The organism is Pseudomonas sp. Irchel 3F3 (assembly GCF_900187545.1).
Taxonomy (GTDB): Bacteria; Pseudomonadota; Gammaproteobacteria; order Pseudomonadales; family Pseudomonadaceae; genus Aquipseudomonas; species Aquipseudomonas fortuita.
Map to the genome: position 1 here is coordinate 269,707 of NZ_FYDS01000004.1, position 17,966 is coordinate 287,672.

The 17,966-nt window shown below is 62.2% G+C and carries 20 protein-coding genes; all 20 read right to left on the minus strand.

Going from position 1 to position 17,966, the window contains the following annotated elements:
- Nucleotides 1-25 precede the first annotated feature (25 nt).
- Complete coding sequence (locus CKW35_RS09980; protein ID WP_095115813.1) at nucleotides 26-817, minus strand: amidohydrolase; 792 nt, start codon at nucleotides 815-817, stop codon at nucleotides 26-28.
- Nucleotides 805-1,953, minus strand: coding sequence for a pyridoxal phosphate-dependent aminotransferase (locus CKW35_RS09985; RefSeq protein ID WP_095115815.1), 1,149 nt, complete (start codon nucleotides 1,951-1,953; stop codon nucleotides 805-807). The genes CKW35_RS09980 and CKW35_RS09985 overlap by 13 nt, the downstream gene beginning before the upstream one ends.
- 210 nt (nucleotides 1,954-2,163) lie before the next feature.
- Complete coding sequence (der, locus tag CKW35_RS09990; protein ID WP_095115817.1) at nucleotides 2,164-3,627, minus strand: ribosome biogenesis GTPase Der; 1,464 nt, start codon at nucleotides 3,625-3,627, stop codon at nucleotides 2,164-2,166.
- 116 nt (nucleotides 3,628-3,743) lie between these two features.
- Entirely contained in the window at nucleotides 3,744-4,886 is a 1,143-nt protein-coding gene (bamB, locus tag CKW35_RS09995) for an outer membrane protein assembly factor BamB (RefSeq protein WP_003248513.1), read from the minus strand.
- Nucleotides 4,887-5,528 (minus strand): tetratricopeptide repeat protein, encoded by a 642-nt coding sequence (locus tag CKW35_RS10000; protein ID WP_016484981.1) that lies wholly within the window; start codon nucleotides 5,526-5,528, stop codon nucleotides 4,887-4,889. It abuts the gene before it with no gap.
- A gap of 39 nt (nucleotides 5,529-5,567) precedes the next feature.
- Nucleotides 5,568-6,857, minus strand: a complete 1,290-nt coding sequence (gene hisS / locus CKW35_RS10005) for a histidine--tRNA ligase (RefSeq protein ID WP_016484980.1) — start codon at nucleotides 6,855-6,857, stop codon at nucleotides 5,568-5,570.
- Nucleotides 6,858-6,882: 25 nt separating this feature from the next.
- The gene (gene ispG, locus CKW35_RS10010; protein ID WP_016484979.1) at nucleotides 6,883-7,992 is read right to left on the minus strand and encodes a flavodoxin-dependent (E)-4-hydroxy-3-methylbut-2-enyl-diphosphate synthase; all 1,110 of its coding nucleotides are present in this window, start codon (nucleotides 7,990-7,992) and stop codon (nucleotides 6,883-6,885) included.
- Between the two features lie 3 nt (nucleotides 7,993-7,995).
- Nucleotides 7,996-9,012, minus strand: a complete 1,017-nt coding sequence (locus tag CKW35_RS10015; protein ID WP_060517642.1) for a RodZ domain-containing protein — start codon at nucleotides 9,010-9,012, stop codon at nucleotides 7,996-7,998.
- Nucleotides 9,009-9,770, minus strand: a complete 762-nt coding sequence (gene pilW / locus CKW35_RS10020) for a type IV pilus biogenesis/stability protein PilW (protein WP_016484977.1) — start codon at nucleotides 9,768-9,770, stop codon at nucleotides 9,009-9,011. Before pilW ends, CKW35_RS10015 begins: the two co-directional genes overlap by 4 nt.
- 14 nt (nucleotides 9,771-9,784) lie before the next feature.
- Nucleotides 9,785-10,930 carry a 23S rRNA (adenine(2503)-C(2))-methyltransferase RlmN gene (gene rlmN, locus CKW35_RS10025; protein ID WP_016484976.1) on the minus strand — a complete coding sequence of 382 codons (1,146 nt, stop codon included), beginning with the start codon at nucleotides 10,928-10,930 and terminating at the stop codon, nucleotides 9,785-9,787.
- Between the two features lie 28 nt (nucleotides 10,931-10,958).
- Nucleotides 10,959-11,384 (minus strand): nucleoside-diphosphate kinase, encoded by a 426-nt coding sequence (ndk, locus tag CKW35_RS10030; RefSeq protein WP_012316140.1) that lies wholly within the window; start codon nucleotides 11,382-11,384, stop codon nucleotides 10,959-10,961.
- 88 nt (nucleotides 11,385-11,472) lie between these two features.
- Entirely contained in the window at nucleotides 11,473-11,673 is a 201-nt protein-coding gene (gene iscX / locus CKW35_RS10035; protein ID WP_016484975.1) for a Fe-S cluster assembly protein IscX, read from the minus strand.
- A gap of 10 nt (nucleotides 11,674-11,683) precedes the next feature.
- Nucleotides 11,684-12,025 (minus strand): ISC system 2Fe-2S type ferredoxin, encoded by a 342-nt coding sequence (fdx, locus tag CKW35_RS10040; protein WP_016484974.1) that lies wholly within the window; start codon nucleotides 12,023-12,025, stop codon nucleotides 11,684-11,686.
- A gap of 3 nt (nucleotides 12,026-12,028) precedes the next feature.
- Nucleotides 12,029-13,891 carry a Fe-S protein assembly chaperone HscA gene (gene hscA, locus CKW35_RS10045; RefSeq protein ID WP_016484973.1) on the minus strand — a complete coding sequence of 621 codons (1,863 nt, stop codon included), beginning with the start codon at nucleotides 13,889-13,891 and terminating at the stop codon, nucleotides 12,029-12,031.
- A gap of 42 nt (nucleotides 13,892-13,933) precedes the next feature.
- A complete protein-coding gene (gene hscB, locus CKW35_RS10050; protein WP_016484972.1) occupies nucleotides 13,934-14,455 on the minus strand; it encodes a co-chaperone HscB in 522 nt (173 codons plus the stop codon).
- Nucleotides 14,456-14,463: 8 nt separating this feature from the next.
- The gene (iscA, locus tag CKW35_RS10055) at nucleotides 14,464-14,787 is read right to left on the minus strand and encodes an iron-sulfur cluster assembly protein IscA (RefSeq protein WP_003248536.1); all 324 of its coding nucleotides are present in this window, start codon (nucleotides 14,785-14,787) and stop codon (nucleotides 14,464-14,466) included.
- A gap of 28 nt (nucleotides 14,788-14,815) precedes the next feature.
- Nucleotides 14,816-15,202 carry a Fe-S cluster assembly scaffold IscU gene (gene iscU, locus CKW35_RS10060; protein WP_003248539.1) on the minus strand — a complete coding sequence of 129 codons (387 nt, stop codon included), beginning with the start codon at nucleotides 15,200-15,202 and terminating at the stop codon, nucleotides 14,816-14,818.
- A 46-nt stretch (nucleotides 15,203-15,248) separates the two neighbouring features.
- The gene (locus tag CKW35_RS10065) at nucleotides 15,249-16,463 is read right to left on the minus strand and encodes an IscS subfamily cysteine desulfurase (protein ID WP_016484971.1); all 1,215 of its coding nucleotides are present in this window, start codon (nucleotides 16,461-16,463) and stop codon (nucleotides 15,249-15,251) included.
- Nucleotides 16,464-16,509: 46 nt separating this feature from the next.
- Nucleotides 16,510-17,001 carry a Fe-S cluster assembly transcriptional regulator IscR gene (iscR, locus tag CKW35_RS10070; RefSeq protein WP_008092572.1) on the minus strand — a complete coding sequence of 164 codons (492 nt, stop codon included), beginning with the start codon at nucleotides 16,999-17,001 and terminating at the stop codon, nucleotides 16,510-16,512.
- Between the two features lie 178 nt (nucleotides 17,002-17,179).
- Entirely contained in the window at nucleotides 17,180-17,965 is a 786-nt protein-coding gene (gene cysE, locus CKW35_RS10075; protein ID WP_095115819.1) for a serine O-acetyltransferase, read from the minus strand.
- Nucleotide 17,966 lies beyond the last annotated feature (1 nt).

Consider the following 17,966-nt stretch of genomic DNA (forward strand, 5'->3'; position numbering starts at 1 on the left):
CCGGCGATAGGGCCGGTACAGGCTGTCAGTGTAAATCGAAGGTATCGGCATCCAGGTTGGCCGGGAATTTGGCCCGGTACGCCGCCAGTTCCGCAGCGCTCAACACGGCGGTAAATACCCCGTCTGCCTCACCGGCACTGAGCAGGCTCTCGCCCTGGAAGTCCAGCACCTGGCTGTCGCCCGAATAAGCAAAGCCCTTGCCGTCCGTGCCCACCCGGTTCACGGCCGCCACATAGCACAGGTTCTCGATGCCCCGCGCCGGCAGCAGACGATTCCAGTGCTGGCGGCGCGCCGCCGGCCAGTTGGCGGTATACAGCAGCAGGTCCGTGTCCTGAGCGTCACGGCTCCACACCGGGAAGCGCAGGTCGTAGCAAATCAGCGGGCGGATCCGCCAGCCCTTGAGCTCGAACTGCACCTGGCGTTCACCGGGGGTGTAGTGCTTGTGCTCACCGGCCATGCGGAACAGGTGGCGCTTGTCGTAGTGCAGAATTTCGCCGTCCGGCCGGGCCCACAGCAGGCGATTGCGGTGGCTGCCATCGGCGGCCTGGATGATCACGCTGCCGGTAATCACCGCGTTGTACTTCTTCGCCTGGGCCCTCAGCCACTTATAGGTCGGCCCATTTTCCGGCTCGGCCAGGCTTTCGGACTGCATCGAGAAACCCGTGGTGAACATCTCAGGCAAGATCACCAGATCCACCTCCCCGACCTGTTCCAGCAGCACCTCGAAGTGCGCATAGTTGGCCTCGCGGTCGTGCCAGGCCAGGGTCGTTTGCACCAGGGCGACTTTCAGGTTGGGCAGTGTGCTCAGATCGCGCATAGTCGTTCCGCTGCCTGACGCAGCGTCTCCTCACGTTTGGCAAAGCACAGGCGTACCAGGCGTTGCTCGGGGATGGGTTGCTGGTAGAACACCGATACCGGGATGGTCGCCACACCGTGCTCGCGGGTGAGCCACAGCGACATGTCGACATCGTTCAGGTCCGGGCGGATCTGCGAGTAATCCACCAGCTGGAAATAAGTGCCCGCCGTGCGGGTAAAGTTGAAGCGTGAGCCCTCCAGCAAGCCGCAGAACAGATCGCGCTTGGCCTGATAGAAAGCCGGCAGTTCATCGATATGCTCAGGGTGCTCGGCCATGAAGTCGGCCAGGGCGCACTGCAGCGGCGTCACGCCACAGAAGTTGACGTACTGGTGCACCTTGCGCAGCTCTGCACTCAACGCCGGGGGCGCAATCACATAGCCGGTCTTCCAGCCGGTCACGTGATAGGTCTTACCGAACGAGCTGACCACAAAGGCACGTTGATACAGCTGCTCGTGCGCCAGTACGCTGGCGTGGTGGACGCCGTCGTACACCAGATGCTCGTAGACCTCATCGCTGACCAGGTAGATATCGCGGTCGGCAATCAGCATTGCCAACTGTTCAAGGTCTTCGCGGGTGATCAGGGCGCCACTGGGGTTGTGCGGCGAATTGAGGATGACCATGCGGGTGCGCGGGCTCAGGGCCTCGCTGAACTTCTGCCAGTCGATACGGAAGTCGCCGTCGCTCAGTTGCACATGCACGCAGCGACCACCGGCCAGTTCCACCGAAGGTTCGTAGCTGTCGTAGCACGGGTCGAAGACAATGACCTCGTCACCGGCATGGACCACCGCCTGGATGGCACAGAAGATCGCCTCGGTGGCACCAGGGGTGATGGTCACTTCCTGGTCGGCATCCACCTGTGCGCCATACAGCCGCGCCACCTTGGCCGCCACCTGCTGGCGCAAGGCCGGCAGGCCGGTCATTGGCGAATACTGGTTGTGCCCGGCAGCCACATGCCGGCCCACTGCATCGAGCAGGGCCTGCGGGCCGTTGAAATCAGGGAAACCCTGGGACAGGTTGAGCGCGCCAGTCTGCACGGCGAGCTGGGACATGGTGGTGAAGATGGTCGTGCCGACATTCGGCAGTTTGCTGCGGATCATGGAGCCCTCTTTCCTGGGGTGTATCCGGCACGGGGTGGAGTCCGAGCATAGCGGATCAAGCAGTCAGGAAAAAGGTTGAAACAATAGGGGGATTGCTCTGGATCAAAGGGCCTCTTCGGGGTGAACCCGCTCCCACAGGTGCTGCACAATATTCAAAATCTGTGGAGGACCTGTGGGAGCGGGCAAGCCTGCGAAGAAGCTGACGCGGAATCAGCGCTTGTCGCGGCGCTTCTTCTCGGCCTTCTTGTGGTGCGACATCAAGCGGCGCTTCTTGTTGACCTGGCGGTCGGTGAGGGTGTTCTTCTTGCCCTCGAACGGGTTCTCACCGCCCTTGTACTCGATGCGGATCGGTGTGCCGACCAGTTTCAGCACGCGGCGGTAAGTGTTTTCCAGGTAACGGGAGTAGGACTTGGGAATGCTCTCGGTCTGGTTACCGTGGATCACGATCAGCGGCGGGTTGGCACCACCCAGGTGGGCATAGCGCAGCTTGATGCGGCGGCCGTTGACCAGCGGCGGCTGGTGCTCGCTGACCGCATCTTCAAGGATCTGTGTCAGGCGGCTGGTTGGCCAGCGGGTCACAGCCGAGGTGAACGCGGCCTGCACCGACTTGTACAGGTTGCCCACGCCGGTGCCGTGCAAGGCGGAGATGAAGTGGATGTCGGCGAAGTCGACGAAGAACAGCCGGCGCTCCAGCTCGGTCTTCACGTAGGCACGCTCACCCGGCTCCATGCCATCCCACTTGTTCAGCGCGATGACGATGGCGCGGCCGGCTTCGAGGGCGAAGCCCAGCAGGTTCAGGTCATGATCAACCACCCCTTCACGGGCGTCCATGACGAAGATGACGACGTTGGCGTCCTTGATCGCCTGCAGCGTCTTGACCACCGAGAACTTCTCGACTTCCTCGTGGATCTTGCCGCGCTTGCGCACCCCGGCGGTGTCGATGAAGGTGTACTTGTCACCATCACGCTCGAACGGGATGTAGATACTGTCTCGGGTAGTACCCGGCTCATCGTAGACCACCACACGTTCTTCGCCGAGCATGCGGTTGACCAGGGTCGACTTGCCGACGTTCGGGCGGCCGATGATGGCGATCTTGATGCCATCCTTCTCGCTTGGGCCAGGAATGCGCACGGCCTCCTCGCCTTCTGCGACGTCCTGGTCGAGGGCTTCTTCCTCGGCATCACGCGGCAGGTGGCCGAGCACAGCTTCCATCAGGACGCTGATACCACGACCTTGGGAGCCCGCCACCGGAATGGCGTTGCCCATACCCATCGGCGAGAACTCGGCGCGAGCCACGTCGGGGTCGATGTTGTCGATCTTGTTGGCGACCAGAATCGCCGACTTGTTGCGCTTGCGCAGGTGCTCGGCAATCATCTGGTCGGCGGCGGTCATACCGGCGCGGGCATCGACCAGGAACAGCACGTAGTCGGCTTCTTCAATGGCCATGAGCGACTGCTCGGCCATTTTTTCATCCATGCCCACTTCGTCACCGGTAATACCGCCGGTGTCGATCAGGATGAAGGAACGACCCTGCCAGCTGGCATCACCATACTGGCGGTCACGGGTCAGGCCTGACAGGTCACCCACGATTGCATCGCGGGTTTTGGTCAGGCGGTTGAACATGGTGGATTTGCCGACGTTCGGGCGGCCCACCAGGGCAATTACGGGAACCATCGGCTCTCCACTCTCGAATTCTTGAAAATGCAAAGGCCGCTGCAAGGCAGCGGCCGGAGTTTGGGCGGCGTGTCCTACGCCGCAGCTTGAAACCCGCCAAGGTTTCAAGCATAGCTTCAGCGGATGGTCAGTGCCTCGAGCTTGCCGCTGTTGCCGAAGACATAGATGGTGTCGCCGACCACAAGTGGGCGGGCGCGCAGGCCATCGCTGTCGATACGTTCACGACCAACGAAGCGGCCATCCACCTGGCTCAGCAGGTGCAGATAACCTTCAAAGTCACCCACAGCCACGTAGCTGCTGAACACTTCAGGAGCGGTCAACTGGCGGCGAGCCATGCTGTCGTTGCTCCAAAGGGCGCTGGAAGAGCGCTCATCCACGCCTTCCACGGTACCCGAGGCTTCGCTGACGTAGACGTTACCGAAGCCCTGTGCGACACCTACATAGCTGGAAGCATCGCGCTGCCACAGCTCGCGGCCGCTTTCCAGGTCCAGCCCAGCTACACGGCCCTGGTAGGTGCTGACGTACAGGGTACCACCAGACAGCAGCAAGCCGCCGTCGATATCAACCACACGGTCCAGCTCGGAACGGCCCTTGGGGATGGCCACGCGGCTTTCCCACACCGGCACGCCGTTGTTGATGTCCACCGCGACCACCTTGCCGGTGGACAGGCCGGCGACGGCCAGGCGATTGGTGGCAATCGGTGCACCGGTGCCACGCAGGGTCAGCACGGCCGGGGAGTTCTCATAGATCCAGCGGCGGTCACCCGTGGCGGCATCCAGGCCGATCAGGCGGTCGTCCTGGGTCTGCACCACGACCACGTCACCGTTGTTGGCAGGCGGGGCCAGCACTTCGCTGGTCACGCGCGAGCGCCAACGCTCTTCACCGGTGCTGGAGTCCAGGGCGATGACTTCACCCTTGAGGGTACCGAGCATGACCAGGCCATAGCCCACGCCAACCGCGCCGGAAACCTGCAGCTCCAAGTCCTTCTTCCACACCACATCACCGGTGATGCGGTCGAGGGCGAAGACTTCGCCGTTGACGTCGGAAGCGTAGATACGGTCGTTCTCGATGGCCGGTACCAGGGTGTTGTAGGTCTCACCCTGGCCGTCACCGATCGAACGGCTCCACTGCTTCTTCAGCACCACTTCCTCGGTGAACTTGGTCAGCTCGGCCGGGGGCAGTTCCTTCTTGCTGTTGCTGCTGCAACCGGCGGCCAGTACGGCCAGGGTCAGCACTGCTGCATGTTTCCAACCGATCACTTACGCGTCCCCTTTAGCCAGGTCATCCAGCTTCAATTGCAGGCCACCGACCGCCGCCTCATCCGACAGCGCAGCCTTGGCTTTCTCGTAAGCGCTGTGCGCGTCGTCGGCGCGACCCAGCTGCACCAGCAGGTCACCCTTCAATTCTTCACGGCTGGCCAGGAAAGCCTTGTCGGCGTCGCCGTCCAGCAGCTTGAGGGCATCCTCGGCCTTGTTCTGGGCTGCCAGCACGCGAGCCAGGCGCTGGCGCGAAATCTCGCCCAGGGTCACATCGGCCGGCTTGTCCAGCACGCCTTTGAGCTCGGCAGCGGCGTCGTCGAGCTTGCCGCTCTCGACCGCGACCTTGGCTACGAACAGGCTACCGTACTGGGCGTAAGCGGTGCCGCCAAACTCGCTCTTGAGCTTGCTGGCCAGTTCCGCGACCTTGGTGGCGTCTGGCTGGCCAGTCGGCGTCAGGCTGGTTTCAATCAACGCCTGATACAGCTGCGAGGCACCTTGGGACTGGTTGTTCTGGTACTTGTGCCAGGTATTCCAGCCCAACACCACCACGCCTGCCAGCAACGCGCCAGTCAGCAGCGGCTTGCCGTTGCGGTTCCACCAGTCCTTGACCCCTGCCAGGTCATCATCATCGGTACTCGACACCCCAATACTCCTTTTCGCCTATTCGCTTGTTGAACCGCGTTACGCTTGCGCGATCGCGGTTTCCAGGTGCTCTGCCAGAGCATCCCAGGCAATGTTCTGTTGTTCGCCCTGGCCACGCAGGGGCTTGAAGCCGATTTCTTGCCTGGCCAGTTCCTCGTCACCGAGGATCAGGGCGAACAGCGCCCCGCTCTTGTCGGCTTTCTTGAACTGGCTCTTGAAGCTGCCACCGCCTGCGTTCACCGCCAGGCGCAGGCCCGGCAAGCGGTCGCGCAGGGTTTCGGACAGGCGCAGGCCTGCCAGCTCGGCCTGCTCACCGAAGGCGCACAGGTAGACGTCGATCTGGCGGCTGATGGATTCCGGTACCTTGCCCAGGGTTTCCAGCAGCAGGATCAGCCGCTCGATACCCATGGCGAAACCGACGCCGGTGGTCGGCTTGCCGCCCATCTGCTCGACCAGGCCGTCATAGCGGCCGCCGGCACACACGGTACCCTGGGCGCCCAGCTTGTCGGTGACCCACTCGAATACGGTCTTGCTGTAGTAGTCCAGGCCGCGCACCAGCTTGGTATTGATCACGAACGGAATGCCGGCGGCGTCCAGGCGGGCCTTGAGGCCTTCAAAGTGCACGCGCGACGCTTCGTCCAGGTAATCTTCAAGCTTCGGCGCACCCACCAGCACCGCCTGGGTGTTCTGGTCCTTGCTGTCGAGGATACGCAGCGGGTTGCTCTTCAGGCGGCGCTGGCTGTCTTCATCCAGTTGCTCCAGGCGCGCCGAGAGGAACTCGACCAGCGCGTCACGGTAGCGCGCGCGGGCTTCGCTGGTACCCAGGCTGTTAAGCTCCAGCTTGACCGCGTCCTGGATGCCCAGCAGGCCCCAAAGGCGCCAGGTCAGCATGATCAGCTCGGCGTCGATGTCCGGACCGTCCAGGTTGAACACTTCCACGCCAATCTGGTGGAACTGGCGGTAACGGCCCTTCTGCGGGCGCTCATGGCGGAACATCTGGCCGATGTACCACAGTTTCTGCACCTGGCCGTTGCCGGTGATGCCATGTTCCAGCACGGCACGGACGCAAGCGGCGGTGCCTTCGGGACGCAGGGTCAGCGAATCGCCGTTACGGTCTTCGAAGGTGTACATCTCTTTTTCGACGATGTCGGTCACTTCACCGATCGAGCGCTTGAACAGCTCGGTGAACTCGACGATCGGCGTGCGGATCTGGCTGTACCCGTAGGTGTCCAGCAGACCGGCCACGGTGCCTTCGAAGTAGCGCCACAGTGGCGACTGTTCTGGCAGGATGTCGTTCATGCCACGGATGGCTTGCAGCGATTTGCTCACGAAAAGTCCTTACGAATTCTGTGTGTCAGCCACGGGCGATCAGCGCCGCGTCGGCTTCGACCTTTTCGGCCGCTTTCTGACGGATGAGCCTTTCCAGCTCATCGACCAGGTTGTCATTGGTCAGTTTCTGCGCCGGCTTGCCGTCGATGTAGATCAGGTTCGGCGTGCCGCCGGTCAACCCTACATGGGCTTCCTTGGCTTCACCGGGGCCGTTGACCACACAACCGATCACCGCCACGTCCAGCGGCACCAGCAGGTCTTCCAGGCGCCCTTCCAGCTCGTTCATGGTCTTGACCACATCGAAGTTCTGCCGCGAGCAGCTCGGGCAGGCGATGAAGTTGATGCCACGCGAACGCAGGTGCAGCGACTTGAGGATGTCGTAGCCGACTTTCACTTCTTCGACCGGGTCGGCCGCCAGCGAGATACGGATGGTATCGCCGATGCCCTCGGCCAGCAGCATACCGAGGCCGACGGCGGATTTCACCGTCCCCGAACGCAGGCCACCGGCTTCGGTGATGCCCAGGTGCAGTGGCTGCACGATCTGCTTGGCCAACAGGCGGTAGGCTTCGACGGCCATGAACACGTCGGAGGCCTTGACGCTGACCTTGAAGTCCTGGAAGTTCAGGCGGTCCAGATGTTCGACATGGCGCAGGGCCGACTCGACCAGCGCCGCCGGGGTGGGTTCGCCGTACTTCTTCTGCAGATCCTTTTCCAGAGAACCGGCGTTGACACCGATACGGATGGGGATACCACGGTCGCGGGCAGCGTCGACCACGGCGCGTACACGGTCTTCGCGGCCGATATTGCCCGGGTTGATCCGCAGGCAATCGACGCCCAGTTCGGCCACGCGCAGGGCGATCTTGTAGTCGAAGTGGATGTCGGCAACCAGCGGTACGCTGACCTGTTGCTTGATCTTGCCAAACGCCTCGGCCGCGTCCATGTCCGGCACCGAAACCCGCACGATATCCACGCCGGCATCGACCAGGCGCTGGATTTGCGCCACGGTGGCGGCGACATCGTTGGTATCGGTGTTGGTCATGCTCTGCACCGCGATAGGTGCATCACCACCCACCGGCACATTGCCGACCCAGATTTTGCGGGATTCGCGACGTTTGATCGGAGATTCGCCGTGCATGACTTACTGTCCCAACTTCAGGCGAGCAGTCTCGCCACTGGTGAACGGGGCAACATCGACGGCCTGGCCGTTGTAGCTGACCTGGGCGCCCCGGGCAAAGCCCAGGCGTACCGCGAACGGCGGTTTGCCGGTCAGCTCGAGGTTGTCCCCCTTGCGCTTGACGGCGCTGAACAGCACCTTGCCGTTGCCATCGGACACCTGGGTCCAGCAATCGGCGGTGAACTGGATGGCGACCTTGGCGCTGCCTGCCGGTACTGCGGCGGGCTCGGCAGCGGCCACGGCAGCTGCAGGTGCTACAGGCGCAGCGGCGGCCGGTGCAGCTGGTGCTACCGGCGCAGGCGCTACGTTGGCTGCAGATTGCGCAGGCGCCTGCCGGGCGGGTGCGGCAGCAGACAATTGCGCCGGGCTTGCCGGCGCCTGTTCGGCGGCAGCGGCAGGCTGCTCGGCAGTGCCCTGCTCCAGTGCCAGCGGCGCGCTCTCGGGCTGCTGGCCTGCGGTAACCGCCTGATCTTCAGGTTCGTCGAGCGGGTGAATCTGGGTGGTGCCGTCGGCACTTTCGACTTCGACGTGCTCCAGGGCGATCTTGGCCAGGTCCTTGCCACGCAGGCTGCCCTGGTCCTGCCACCAGACGAAGCCACCGCCGACCACGACCACCAACAACAGCAGGCTGACGCCGCGCAGAATATTGTGCGACAGGCGTACTGGCTCTTCGATACGCCCCAGCGAGTGCACATCGCTGCCTTTGGCGTGGGTACCGGTGTAGCGGTCGAAGGCCTCTACCAGGGTGGCCTGGTCAAGGTCCATCAATTTGGCATAGGCGCGAATATAACCACGGGCGAATGTATGACCGGGCAGCTTGTCGAAGGCGCCGGTTTCCACATGGTTCAACGAACTGACAGTGAGGTTGAGCTTGCGGGCCACCTCGGCTTGAGACCAGTCCCGCTTCTCACGGGCCAGGCGCAAAAGCTCACCGGGGTTCTGGCCAGGCGCTACTGCTACTTCGGGATGCGCGGCGTTCATCGTTGCTCCGACAGGTATTGCTGATATTCCGGCGTACCGGGATAAAGTCGTTGTAATTGCTGGCCCAGCTCGGCCAGTGTGCCCTGCTCGTCGAACACCCTGGCAAGGCGGCTACCCAGCAGCAGGCTACGGGCATCGTGGTCGCTCAACTGGCTGAAACGATCGTAGTAGTCCCGGGCCGGCACATAATGCCTGTTTTCGTAGGACAACTCAGCCATTTCCAGCAACGCTTTTGGTTGCCGCTGGTTGAGTTGCAACGCTTTGAGCAGATACGCGTGCGCCTGGTCGCGGCGTTCGAGCTTCAGGGCAGTCAGGCCCAGGTTCTCGTACACGCGTGAGCGCTCAGGATACAGGGTATCGCTACTGGCGAGGCGAAACATCTGCTGGGCCTCGGCAAATCGCCCCTGAGCATAAAGGAAACTGCCGTAATTGTTGCGAATTCGCGTATCGCCAGCGCGGGCCAACAAGGCCTTGTGAAAGTGCGCTTCGGCCAACAACGGCTCGCCTTCGGCCTGGAACACCATCGCCAGGGCGGCGTGCGCGTCGGCATCACGGCTGTCGAGGGCCAGGGCCTTGCCCAGCGGCGCCTTGGCCTGCCCGGTCAAACCCTGTTGCAAATAACCCAGACCTAGCTGCACATAAGCCCGCCCCGCTTCCACCCTGCCCTGGCGGCTGGCCAAGGGGTCGCCCGCGCCGCCCGACACGCAGCCGGCCAGCAGCGAAAGCGCAAGGATCGACAGCGCAGCGCGCAGGCTCATGGGCAAGGTCCCGGTCAGTGGCTGGCGGCGCTGTCTTGCAGCTCGACGTCCGCGGAAAGCTGGCGTACGGCGATGTAGCGCTCACTGCGACGGGTACGGTCGTTGACCTGGCCGACCAGCTGGCCACAGGCGGCATCGATGTCCTCACCACGGGTGGTGCGGGTGGTGACGTTGAAACCACCGTGGTGCAGCAGGTCCTGGAAGCGACGAATGGCGTTGTTGCTCGGCCGCTCGTAGCCCGAATGCGGGAACGGGTTGAACGGGATCAGGTTGATCTTGCACGGCACATCGCGCAGCAACTCGATCATTTGCGCGGCATGCTCAGGCTGGTCGTTGACGTCCTTGAGCAGGGTGTACTCGACGGTGAGCACGCGCTTGCCACCCAAGGTGGACATGTAGCCCATGCACGATTCCAGCAGCACTTTCAGCGGGTACTTCTTGTTGATCGGTACCAGCTTGTTGCGCAGCTCGTCATTCGGCGCGTGCAGCGACAGGGCCAGCGACACGTCGATGTGCTTGGCCAGTTCGTCGATCATCGGCACCACGCCCGAGGTGGACAGGGTGACGCGACGCTTGGAAATGCCATAGCCCAGGTCATCCATCATGATTTTCATGGCGGCAATGACGTTGTCGAAGTTCAGCAAGGGCTCGCCCATGCCCATCATGACCACGTTGGTGATCGCGCGGTCGACTTTGGCAGGGACGGTCCCGAAGGATTTGTTGGCAAGCCACACCTGGCCGATGACTTCAGCGGCAGTGAGGTTGCTGTTGAAGCCCTGTTTGCCGGTGGAGCAGAAGCTGCAGTCCAGGGCACAGCCGGCTTGCGACGATACGCACAGGGTGCCGCGATCGTCGGTAGGAATATAGACGGTCTCGACGCAGCTGCCGGAGGCAACGCGGATCACCCATTTGCGGGTGCCGTCGGCGGAAATGTCTTCACTGACCACTTCCGGTGGGCGAATCTCGGCAACGGCCTCGAGCTTTTCGCGCAAGGCCTTGCCTACGTTGGTCATGGCCGCAAAGTCGGACACGCCAAAATGGTGAATCCATTTCATCACCTGGCCGGCACGGAAGCGCTTTTCCCCGATCGAGTCGAAGAATTGTTCCATTTCCGGCTGGGTCAGACCCAACAGGTTGATTTTGCCAGTAGATGTCGTCATGGATTCACCCTCACCCGTAAGCTTTCGCTTAGCGAGTGGTTACCTCGGTAGCAGCGAAGAAGTAAGCGATTTCGCGAGCAGCAGCAGCTTCGGAGTCCGAACCGTGAACGGCGTTGGCGTCGATCGACTCGGCGAAGTCAGCACGGATGGTGCCGGCAGCAGCTTCTTTAGGGTTGGTAGCGCCCATCAGCTCACGGTTCAGAGCGATGGCGTTTTCGCCTTCCAGAACCTGTACAACGACCGGGCCGGAAGTCATGAAGGCAACCAGGTCACCGAAGAAGCCGCGCTCGCTGTGCTCAGCGTAGAAGCCTTCGGCTTCGGCTTTGGACAGCTGTTTGATTTTCGAGGCAACGATTTTCAGGCCGGCTTCTTCGAAGCGAGTGGTGATCTTGCCGATGACGTTCTTGGCAACTGCGTCAGGCTTGATGATCGAGAAAGTACGTTGAACAGCCATGGAAAACTCCAGAATATGAGTGTTACGAAAAATTAAACCCGCGAATTATACGCGGGTTTCAGGGGATTGCCTAACCTGCAAGTGACGCTTAGTCGGCTTCGTCGATCCAGGCGCCCTGGATTGCCTCGAGCACTTTCTCACCGCCGCGTGACGGATCGTCGCTGAAGTCTGGCAATGCCAGCACCCAACGGTGCAGGTCCACGAAATTCACATAACGAGGATCGACCTCAGGCTTGCTTTCTGCAAGCTGGATTGCGATCTCAAGTACATCAACCCATTTCAGACTCATGTACAGGCCCTCAGTGCGGTGCTTCGGCAGCGTGGTTGAGCGAATACTTGGGTATCTCGATGGTCAGGTCTGCATCACCTACGACCACCTGGCAACCCAGGCGCGACTGCGCTTCCAGGCCCCATGCCTTGTCCAGCATGTCCTCTTCAAGCTCGTCGGCCTCTTTGAGGGAATCGAAGCCCTTGCGCACGATGCAGTGGCAAGTGGTGCAGGCCTTGACGCCGCCGCAGGCGCTTTCCATCTCGATGTGATGGTCGTGTGCCAGTTCCAGGATATTGGTCCCCGGCTCGACCTCCACGGTCAGCCCTTCAGGGCAGAACTTCTCATGCGGCAGGAATGTCACCAGCGGCATCGGTTACTCCTCGATCTCATTCAGGTTGCGCCCGGCCAGTGCGGCTTTGACCGTCGAATCAAGGCGACGGGCGGCAAATGCGTCGGTCACCTGCGACAGACGCTTGGTCTGTTGCTCGATGGCTGCGCCATCGGTGCCGCTCAGCAAATCACGTAGTTCTTGCATCTGGAATGCAATGGCATCGCGCTCGTCACTGCTGAGCAAGCGGTCACCGTCGGCGTCCAGGGCGCCCTGTACTGCTTCGAGCAGGCGCTCGGCGTCCACCTGGTGCTCGCGCAACTGACGGGCCTGCTTATCGGTACCTGCGTGTTCGAAGGAGTCCTTGAGCATGCGGGCGATTTCGCCGTCGGTCAGGCCGTAAGACGGCTTGACCTGGATGCTTGCTTCCACGCCCGAACCCAGTTCGCGGGCCGCAACGCTGAGCAGACCATCGGCATCCACCTGGAAGGTCACGCGAATTTTGGCAGCGCCGGCAACCATCGCCGGGATACCGCGCAGCTCGAACCGTGCCAGCGAGCGGCAGTCGCTGATCAGCTCGCGCTCACCTTGCAGGACGTGGATCATCATGGCCGACTGGCCATCTTTATACGTCGTGAACTCCTGTGCACGGGCCACCGGAATGGTGGTGTTGCGCGGGATCACCTTTTCCATCAGTCCACCCATGGTCTCAAGACCGAGCGACAGCGGAATGACATCAAGCAGCAACAGTTCGCCACCTTCGCGGCGGTTGCCGGCCAGGGTATCGGCCTGGATGGCGGCACCAATGGCCACAACCTGATCAGGGTCGATCGAAGTCATCGGGGCGCGACCAAACAGCGCGCCCACGGCTTCACGCACCCGCGGCACACGGGTCGAACCACCGACCATGACCACGGCACTGACTTCTTCGAGCTCGACGCCACTGTCGCGCACAGCGCGACGGCAAGCCTTGAGGCTGCGGGCAACCAATGGCTCTATCATGGCTTCGAAGGCCGTGCGGCTCAGTTCGCCCTGCCAGCTGCCATGGCTGACGCTGACCACGTCGGCGTCGGTCAGGGCTTCCTTGGCAGCGCAGGCGGTTTGCAGCAACTCACGCTGAGTGGCTGGGTCCAGGTCGGACGACAGGCCAGCCTGCTCGATGATCCAGCCGGCAATGGCGTGGTCGAAATCGTCACCGCCCAGGGCGGTATCGCCACCGGTAGCCAGCACTTCGAATACGCCAGCGGTCAGGCGCAGGATGGAAATATCGAAGGTACCACCACCCAGGTCATAGATGGCCACCACGCCTTCGGCGTTCTGGTCCAGACCATAGGCCACGGCGGCTGCGGTTGGTTCGTTGAGCAGGCGCAGCACGTTCAGGCCAGCCAGGCGCGCAGCGTCCTTGGTGGCCTGGCGCTGGGCATCGTCGAAATAGGCCGGCACGGTAATCACCGCACCAACCAGCTCGCCACCCAGGGTCGCTTCGGCGCGCTCGCGCAGCACTTTAAGGATATCAGCGGACACTTCCACCGGGCTTTTCGGCCCCTGCACGGTGTCGATGAACGGCATGTGCGACTCGCCGCCGACAAAGCGGTATGGCAGCTGCTCGCCCAATTGCTTGACATCGGCCAGACCGCGCCCCATCAGGCGCTTGACCGACAGCACGGTGTTCAGCGGGTCACTGGAAGCGGCATCACGCGCGGCCTGCCCCACTTCGTTGCGCCCTTCGAGGTAGCGCACCGCGGACGGCAGAATCACGTTACCCTGCGCGTCGGGCAGGGGCTCGCTACGGCCGCTGCGTAATGCGGCGACCAGAGAGTTGGTGGTACCCAGGTCGATCCCCACCGCCAGGCGGCGCTGGTGCGGCTGAGGGCTTTGACCGGGTTCGGCAATCTGCAGTAGGGCCATGCTTATCTGAATACCTTAGGTGCCATCACGGGCAGCACCGGGTTAATCGTCGAGGCGCTCTTCCAGCTGGCGCACTTCTTGGGCGAGCTTGTCGAGGAACTGCATGCGGCGCATCAGGCGCTCGGCCTTGTCGCGCTCGCCTGGGGCATCCCAGCAGGCGGCAAAGTCCTCGTTCAGCGTGTCCTGGGCGGCCTTCAGGCGCTTCTTGAACACGCCGACACCGTCAAGGTCGGCTTCGTCCTGCAACTCTTCGAGCTCTTCACGCCACTGCATTTGCTGCAACAGGAATTCCGGGTCATGGACCGTGACTTCCTGAGGCACTTCGTGGCCGCTGATGGCCAGCAAATAGCGGGCCCGACGCGGCGCACTGCGCAGGGTCTGGTAGGCGTCGTTGAGGGCTGCGGACTTTTCCAGCGCTACGCGCTGCTCACGCTCGGAGGCGTCGGCAAAGCGATCAGGATGGACTTCGCGGGCCAGCTCGCGATAGCGAGTGGCCAGCTTGTCCAGATCCAGGCGGAAGCTTGGCTGGAGGTCAAACAATGCGTAATGACAAGGAGTACCCACAGCCAGCCTCAAACGTTGAAGCTTTCGCCGCAGCCACACTCACCGCGCACGTTGGGGTTGTTGAACTTGAAGCCTTCGTTCAACCCTTCCTTGACGAAATCCAGCTCGGTGCCATCGAGGTAGACCAGGCTCTTGGGATCGATGATCACCTTTACGCCGTGGTTCTCGAACACCTGGTCTTCATCCGCCAGTTCGTCGACGAACTCCAGCACGTAGGCCAGGCCCGAGCAACCGGTGGTGCGCACGCCCAGGCGAATGCCCTCACCTTTGCCGCGCCCGTCAAGGGAACGGCGAATGTGGTTGGCGGCGGCTTCTGTCATGCTGATAGCCATCAGGACTCCTTACCTCGCAACAGGCGACTTAGATCAAGCCTTTCTTCTGCTTGTAATCGCGTACAGCTGCCTTGATGGCATCTTCGGCGAGTACCGAGCAGTGGATCTTGACCGGCGGCAACGCCAGTTCTTCAGCCAGCTGGGTGTTCTTGATGGTTTCGGCTTCGTCCAGGGTCTTGCCCTTCATCCACTCGGTGGCGAGGGAGCTGGAAGCGATGGCCGAACCGCAGCCGTAGGTCTTGAACTTGGCGTCTTCAATAACGCCCTGCTCGTTGACCTTGATCTGCAGGCGCATAACGTCGCCGCAAGCCGGGGCGCCGACCATGCCGGTGCCAACGTCCGGGTCTTCGGCATTCATCTTGCCGACGTTGCGCGGGTTTTCGTAGTGGTCGATGACCTTTTCACTGTATGCCATGGTGCAATTCCTTCCTCATCAGGGAGCCGCTCTTGCCGGCGACTGCTTAGTGGGCGGCCCACTCGATCTTGGAGATGTCAACGCCGTCTTTGTACATGTCCCACAGCGGCGACAGCTCACGCAGTTTGTTGACGGCCTCGCAGACTTTCTGCGCGGCATAGTCGACTTCTTCTTCGGTGGTGAAACGGCCGAAGGAGAAGCGGATCGAGCTGTGCGCCAGCTCGTCGTTGCGGCCCAGAGCGCGCAGTACGTAGGACGGTTCGAGCGATGCGGAGGTGCAGGCCGAACCGGACGATACGGCGATGTCCTTCAGCGACATCAGCAGCGATTCGCCTTCGACGTAGTTGAAGCTCAGGTTCAGGTTGTGCGGCACGCGGGCGGTCTTGCTGCCATTGACGTACAGCTCTTCAAGGTCCGAAACCTGCTTGAAGAAGCGGTCGCTCAGGGCCTTGATGCGCACGTTTTCGGCGGCCATTTCCTGCTTGGCGATGGCGAAAGCTTCGCCCATGCCGACAATCTGGTGGGTTGGCAGGGTGCCCGAACGCATGCCGCGCTCATGGCCACCGCCGTGAATGATGGCTTCAAGGCGTACACGCGGCTTGCGGCTGACATACAGCGCGCCGATGCCTTTCGGGCCGTAGGCCTTGTGCGCCGAGAACGACATCAGGTCGACTTTCAGCTTTTGCAGGTCGATTTCGACCTTGCCGGCCGACTGGGCAGCGTCGACGTGGAACAGGACGCCGCGTGCGCGGGTCAGTTCACCGATGGCGGCGATGTCGTTGATCGAGCCGACTTCGTTGTTCACGTGCATCAGCGAGACCAGGATGGTGTCGTCGCGCAGCACCGCTTCTACCATGGCCGGGGTGACGATGCCGTCTTCGCCCGGTTCCAGGTAGGTCACTTCGAAACCTTCACGCTCCAGCTGGCGAGCAGTATCCAGGACCGCCTTGTGCTCGATCTTGGAGGTGATGATGTGCTTGCCCTTGGTCTGATAGAAGTGCGCGACACCCTTGAGTGCGAGGTTGTCGGACTCGGTGGCACCGCTGGTCCAGACGATTTCGCGCGGATCGGCGTTGATCAGTTCGGCAACCTGACGACGGCCGTTCTCGACCGCTTCCTCGGCTTTCCAGCCGAAGACGTGGGAGCGCGAAGCCGGGTTACCGAAGTTCCCGTCGACCAGCAGGCAGTCGGCCATTTTCTGGGCCACACGTGGGTCGACCGGGGTGGTCGCAGAGTAATCGAGGTAGATCGGCAACTTCATTTGTCTCTCCTATCAGGCGGTGGCGTCGCTCGTCGTCCCAGGGGGATCAATCGACGGCTGACGTCTCAATCTTGTCCAGCTGGGCGGTTCGGCCTGCGACACGACGCAGGTCCTGGCGCTGGGCAACTTCCTGCACCTCACGGCGCATGACGAGGTCGGCCAGGCTGATGCCGCTGAGGAATTCATGGATCTGCTGGCTGAGGTCGCACCACAGGTGGTGAGTCAGGCAGGTATCACCGGCATGGCAGTCCCCAAGGCCCTGGCACCGGGTAGCATCGACCGATTCATTGACCGCATCGATGACCTGGGCCACCTGGATGGTTTCCATGCCCCGCGACAGCTGGTAGCCACCGCCTGGACCGCGCACACTGGAAACCAGGCTGCTACGGCGCAGCTTGGCGAACAGCTGTTCCAGATAAGAGAGGGATATGCCCTGGCGCTCGGAAATGTCGGCCAAAGACACCGGCCCATGCTGCGCGTGCAACGCCAGGTCAAGCATGGCAGTCACGGCGTATCGGCCTTTGGTAGTCAGTCGCATGGCTATTGGGTACCACGGGAGTTTCGGGATGTGTCGAGTATGCGATTCCCGAGCATTTAAGTCAACTATTAGACCTACTGCTTTAGTCGGGTTTGCATCAGGGAGGCGGGCGCGATTGTAGCAGACGAGGGGCGTGAGCACACGCCCCGTATGTCACCATGGGTTCAGTGCGGCGTAATCAATGCGACTGAGTGTCGCGCTGGACCACCTGGGCAACCTCGGTGAAATCATCTTCCGGCAGCGCGGGCAGCTCCTTGGCGCAGTAATCGCTACCCATCTTGGTCAGGGCGCCACACATGCCCTCCAGCCGCTCGTCGACCGCCTGTAGATGATCGAGCATCTGGCCGATGGCACGCGCCACCGGGTCGGGCATGTCACCACTGACACCGTAGGCATCGAAGCCTATCTTCTCGGCCATGGCCTTGCGCTTGGCCTCGACTTCGGTGTCCTCGCTCTTGACGATGATGCGCCCCGGGATACCCACCGCCGTAGCGCCGGGCGGTACCGCCTTGGTCACCACCGCGTTGGAGCCGATCTTGGCCCCGGCGCCGACGGTGAACGGGCCCAGCACCTTGGCCCCCGCCCCCACCACCACGCCGTTCTCCAGGGTAGGATGGCGCTTGCCTTTATTCCAGCTGGTACCGCCCAGGGTCACGCCCTGGTAAAGGGTGACGTCATCGCCGATCTCGGCGGTTTCGCCGATGACGATACCCATGCCGTGGTCAATGAAGAAACGCCGGCCGATTGTGGCACCGGGGTGGATCTCGATACCGGTCAGCCAGCGCCCGAAGTTGGACACCAGCCGGGCCAGCCACTTGAAATCACGCTTCCACAGGGCACTGCCCAGGCGGTGCAGCCAGATGGCATGCATACCCGGGTAGCAGGTGAGCACCTCGAAGGCATTGCGCGCAGCCGGGTCACGGTGGAATACGCTTTGAATATCTTCACGCAGGCGTTCGAACATC

What these genes read in the sequence shown, in the direction of transcription:
- CKW35_RS09980 (WP_095115813.1), bottom strand. Translation starts at nt 817, where the DNA reads ATGCGCGATCTGAGCACACTGCCCAACCTGAAAGTCGCCCTGGTGCAA.
- CKW35_RS09985 (WP_095115815.1), bottom strand. Translation starts at nt 1,953, where the DNA reads ATGATCCGCAGCAAACTGCCGAATGTCGGCACGACCATCTTCACCACC.
- der (WP_095115817.1), bottom strand. Translation starts at nt 3,627, where the DNA reads ATGGTTCCCGTAATTGCCCTGGTGGGCCGCCCGAACGTCGGCAAATCC.
- ispG (WP_016484979.1), bottom strand. Translation starts at nt 7,992, where the DNA reads ATGCACGGCGAATCTCCGATCAAACGTCGCGAATCCCGCAAAATCTGG.
- CKW35_RS10015 (WP_060517642.1), bottom strand. Translation starts at nt 9,012, where the DNA reads ATGAACGCCGCGCATCCCGAAGTAGCAGTAGCGCCTGGCCAGAACCCC.
- pilW (WP_016484977.1), bottom strand. Translation starts at nt 9,770, where the DNA reads ATGAGCCTGCGCGCTGCGCTGTCGATCCTTGCGCTTTCGCTGCTGGCC.
- rlmN (WP_016484976.1), bottom strand. Translation starts at nt 10,930, where the DNA reads ATGACGACATCTACTGGCAAAATCAACCTGTTGGGTCTGACCCAGCCG.
- ndk (WP_012316140.1), bottom strand. Translation starts at nt 11,384, where the DNA reads ATGGCTGTTCAACGTACTTTCTCGATCATCAAGCCTGACGCAGTTGCC.
- iscX (WP_016484975.1), bottom strand. Translation starts at nt 11,673, where the DNA reads ATGAGTCTGAAATGGGTTGATGTACTTGAGATCGCAATCCAGCTTGCA.
- fdx (WP_016484974.1), bottom strand. Translation starts at nt 12,025, where the DNA reads ATGCCGCTGGTGACATTCCTGCCGCATGAGAAGTTCTGCCCTGAAGGG.
- hscA (WP_016484973.1), bottom strand. Translation starts at nt 13,891, where the DNA reads ATGGCCCTACTGCAGATTGCCGAACCCGGTCAAAGCCCTCAGCCGCAC.
- iscA (WP_003248536.1), bottom strand. Translation starts at nt 14,787, where the DNA reads ATGGCTATCAGCATGACAGAAGCCGCCGCCAACCACATTCGCCGTTCC.
- iscU (WP_003248539.1), bottom strand. Translation starts at nt 15,202, where the DNA reads ATGGCATACAGTGAAAAGGTCATCGACCACTACGAAAACCCGCGCAAC.
- CKW35_RS10065 (WP_016484971.1), bottom strand. Translation starts at nt 16,463, where the DNA reads ATGAAGTTGCCGATCTACCTCGATTACTCTGCGACCACCCCGGTCGAC.
- iscR (WP_008092572.1), bottom strand. Translation starts at nt 17,001, where the DNA reads ATGCGACTGACTACCAAAGGCCGATACGCCGTGACTGCCATGCTTGAC.
- cysE (WP_095115819.1), bottom strand. Translation starts at nt 17,965, where the DNA reads ATGTTCGAACGCCTGCGTGAAGATATTCAAAGCGTATTCCACCGTGAC.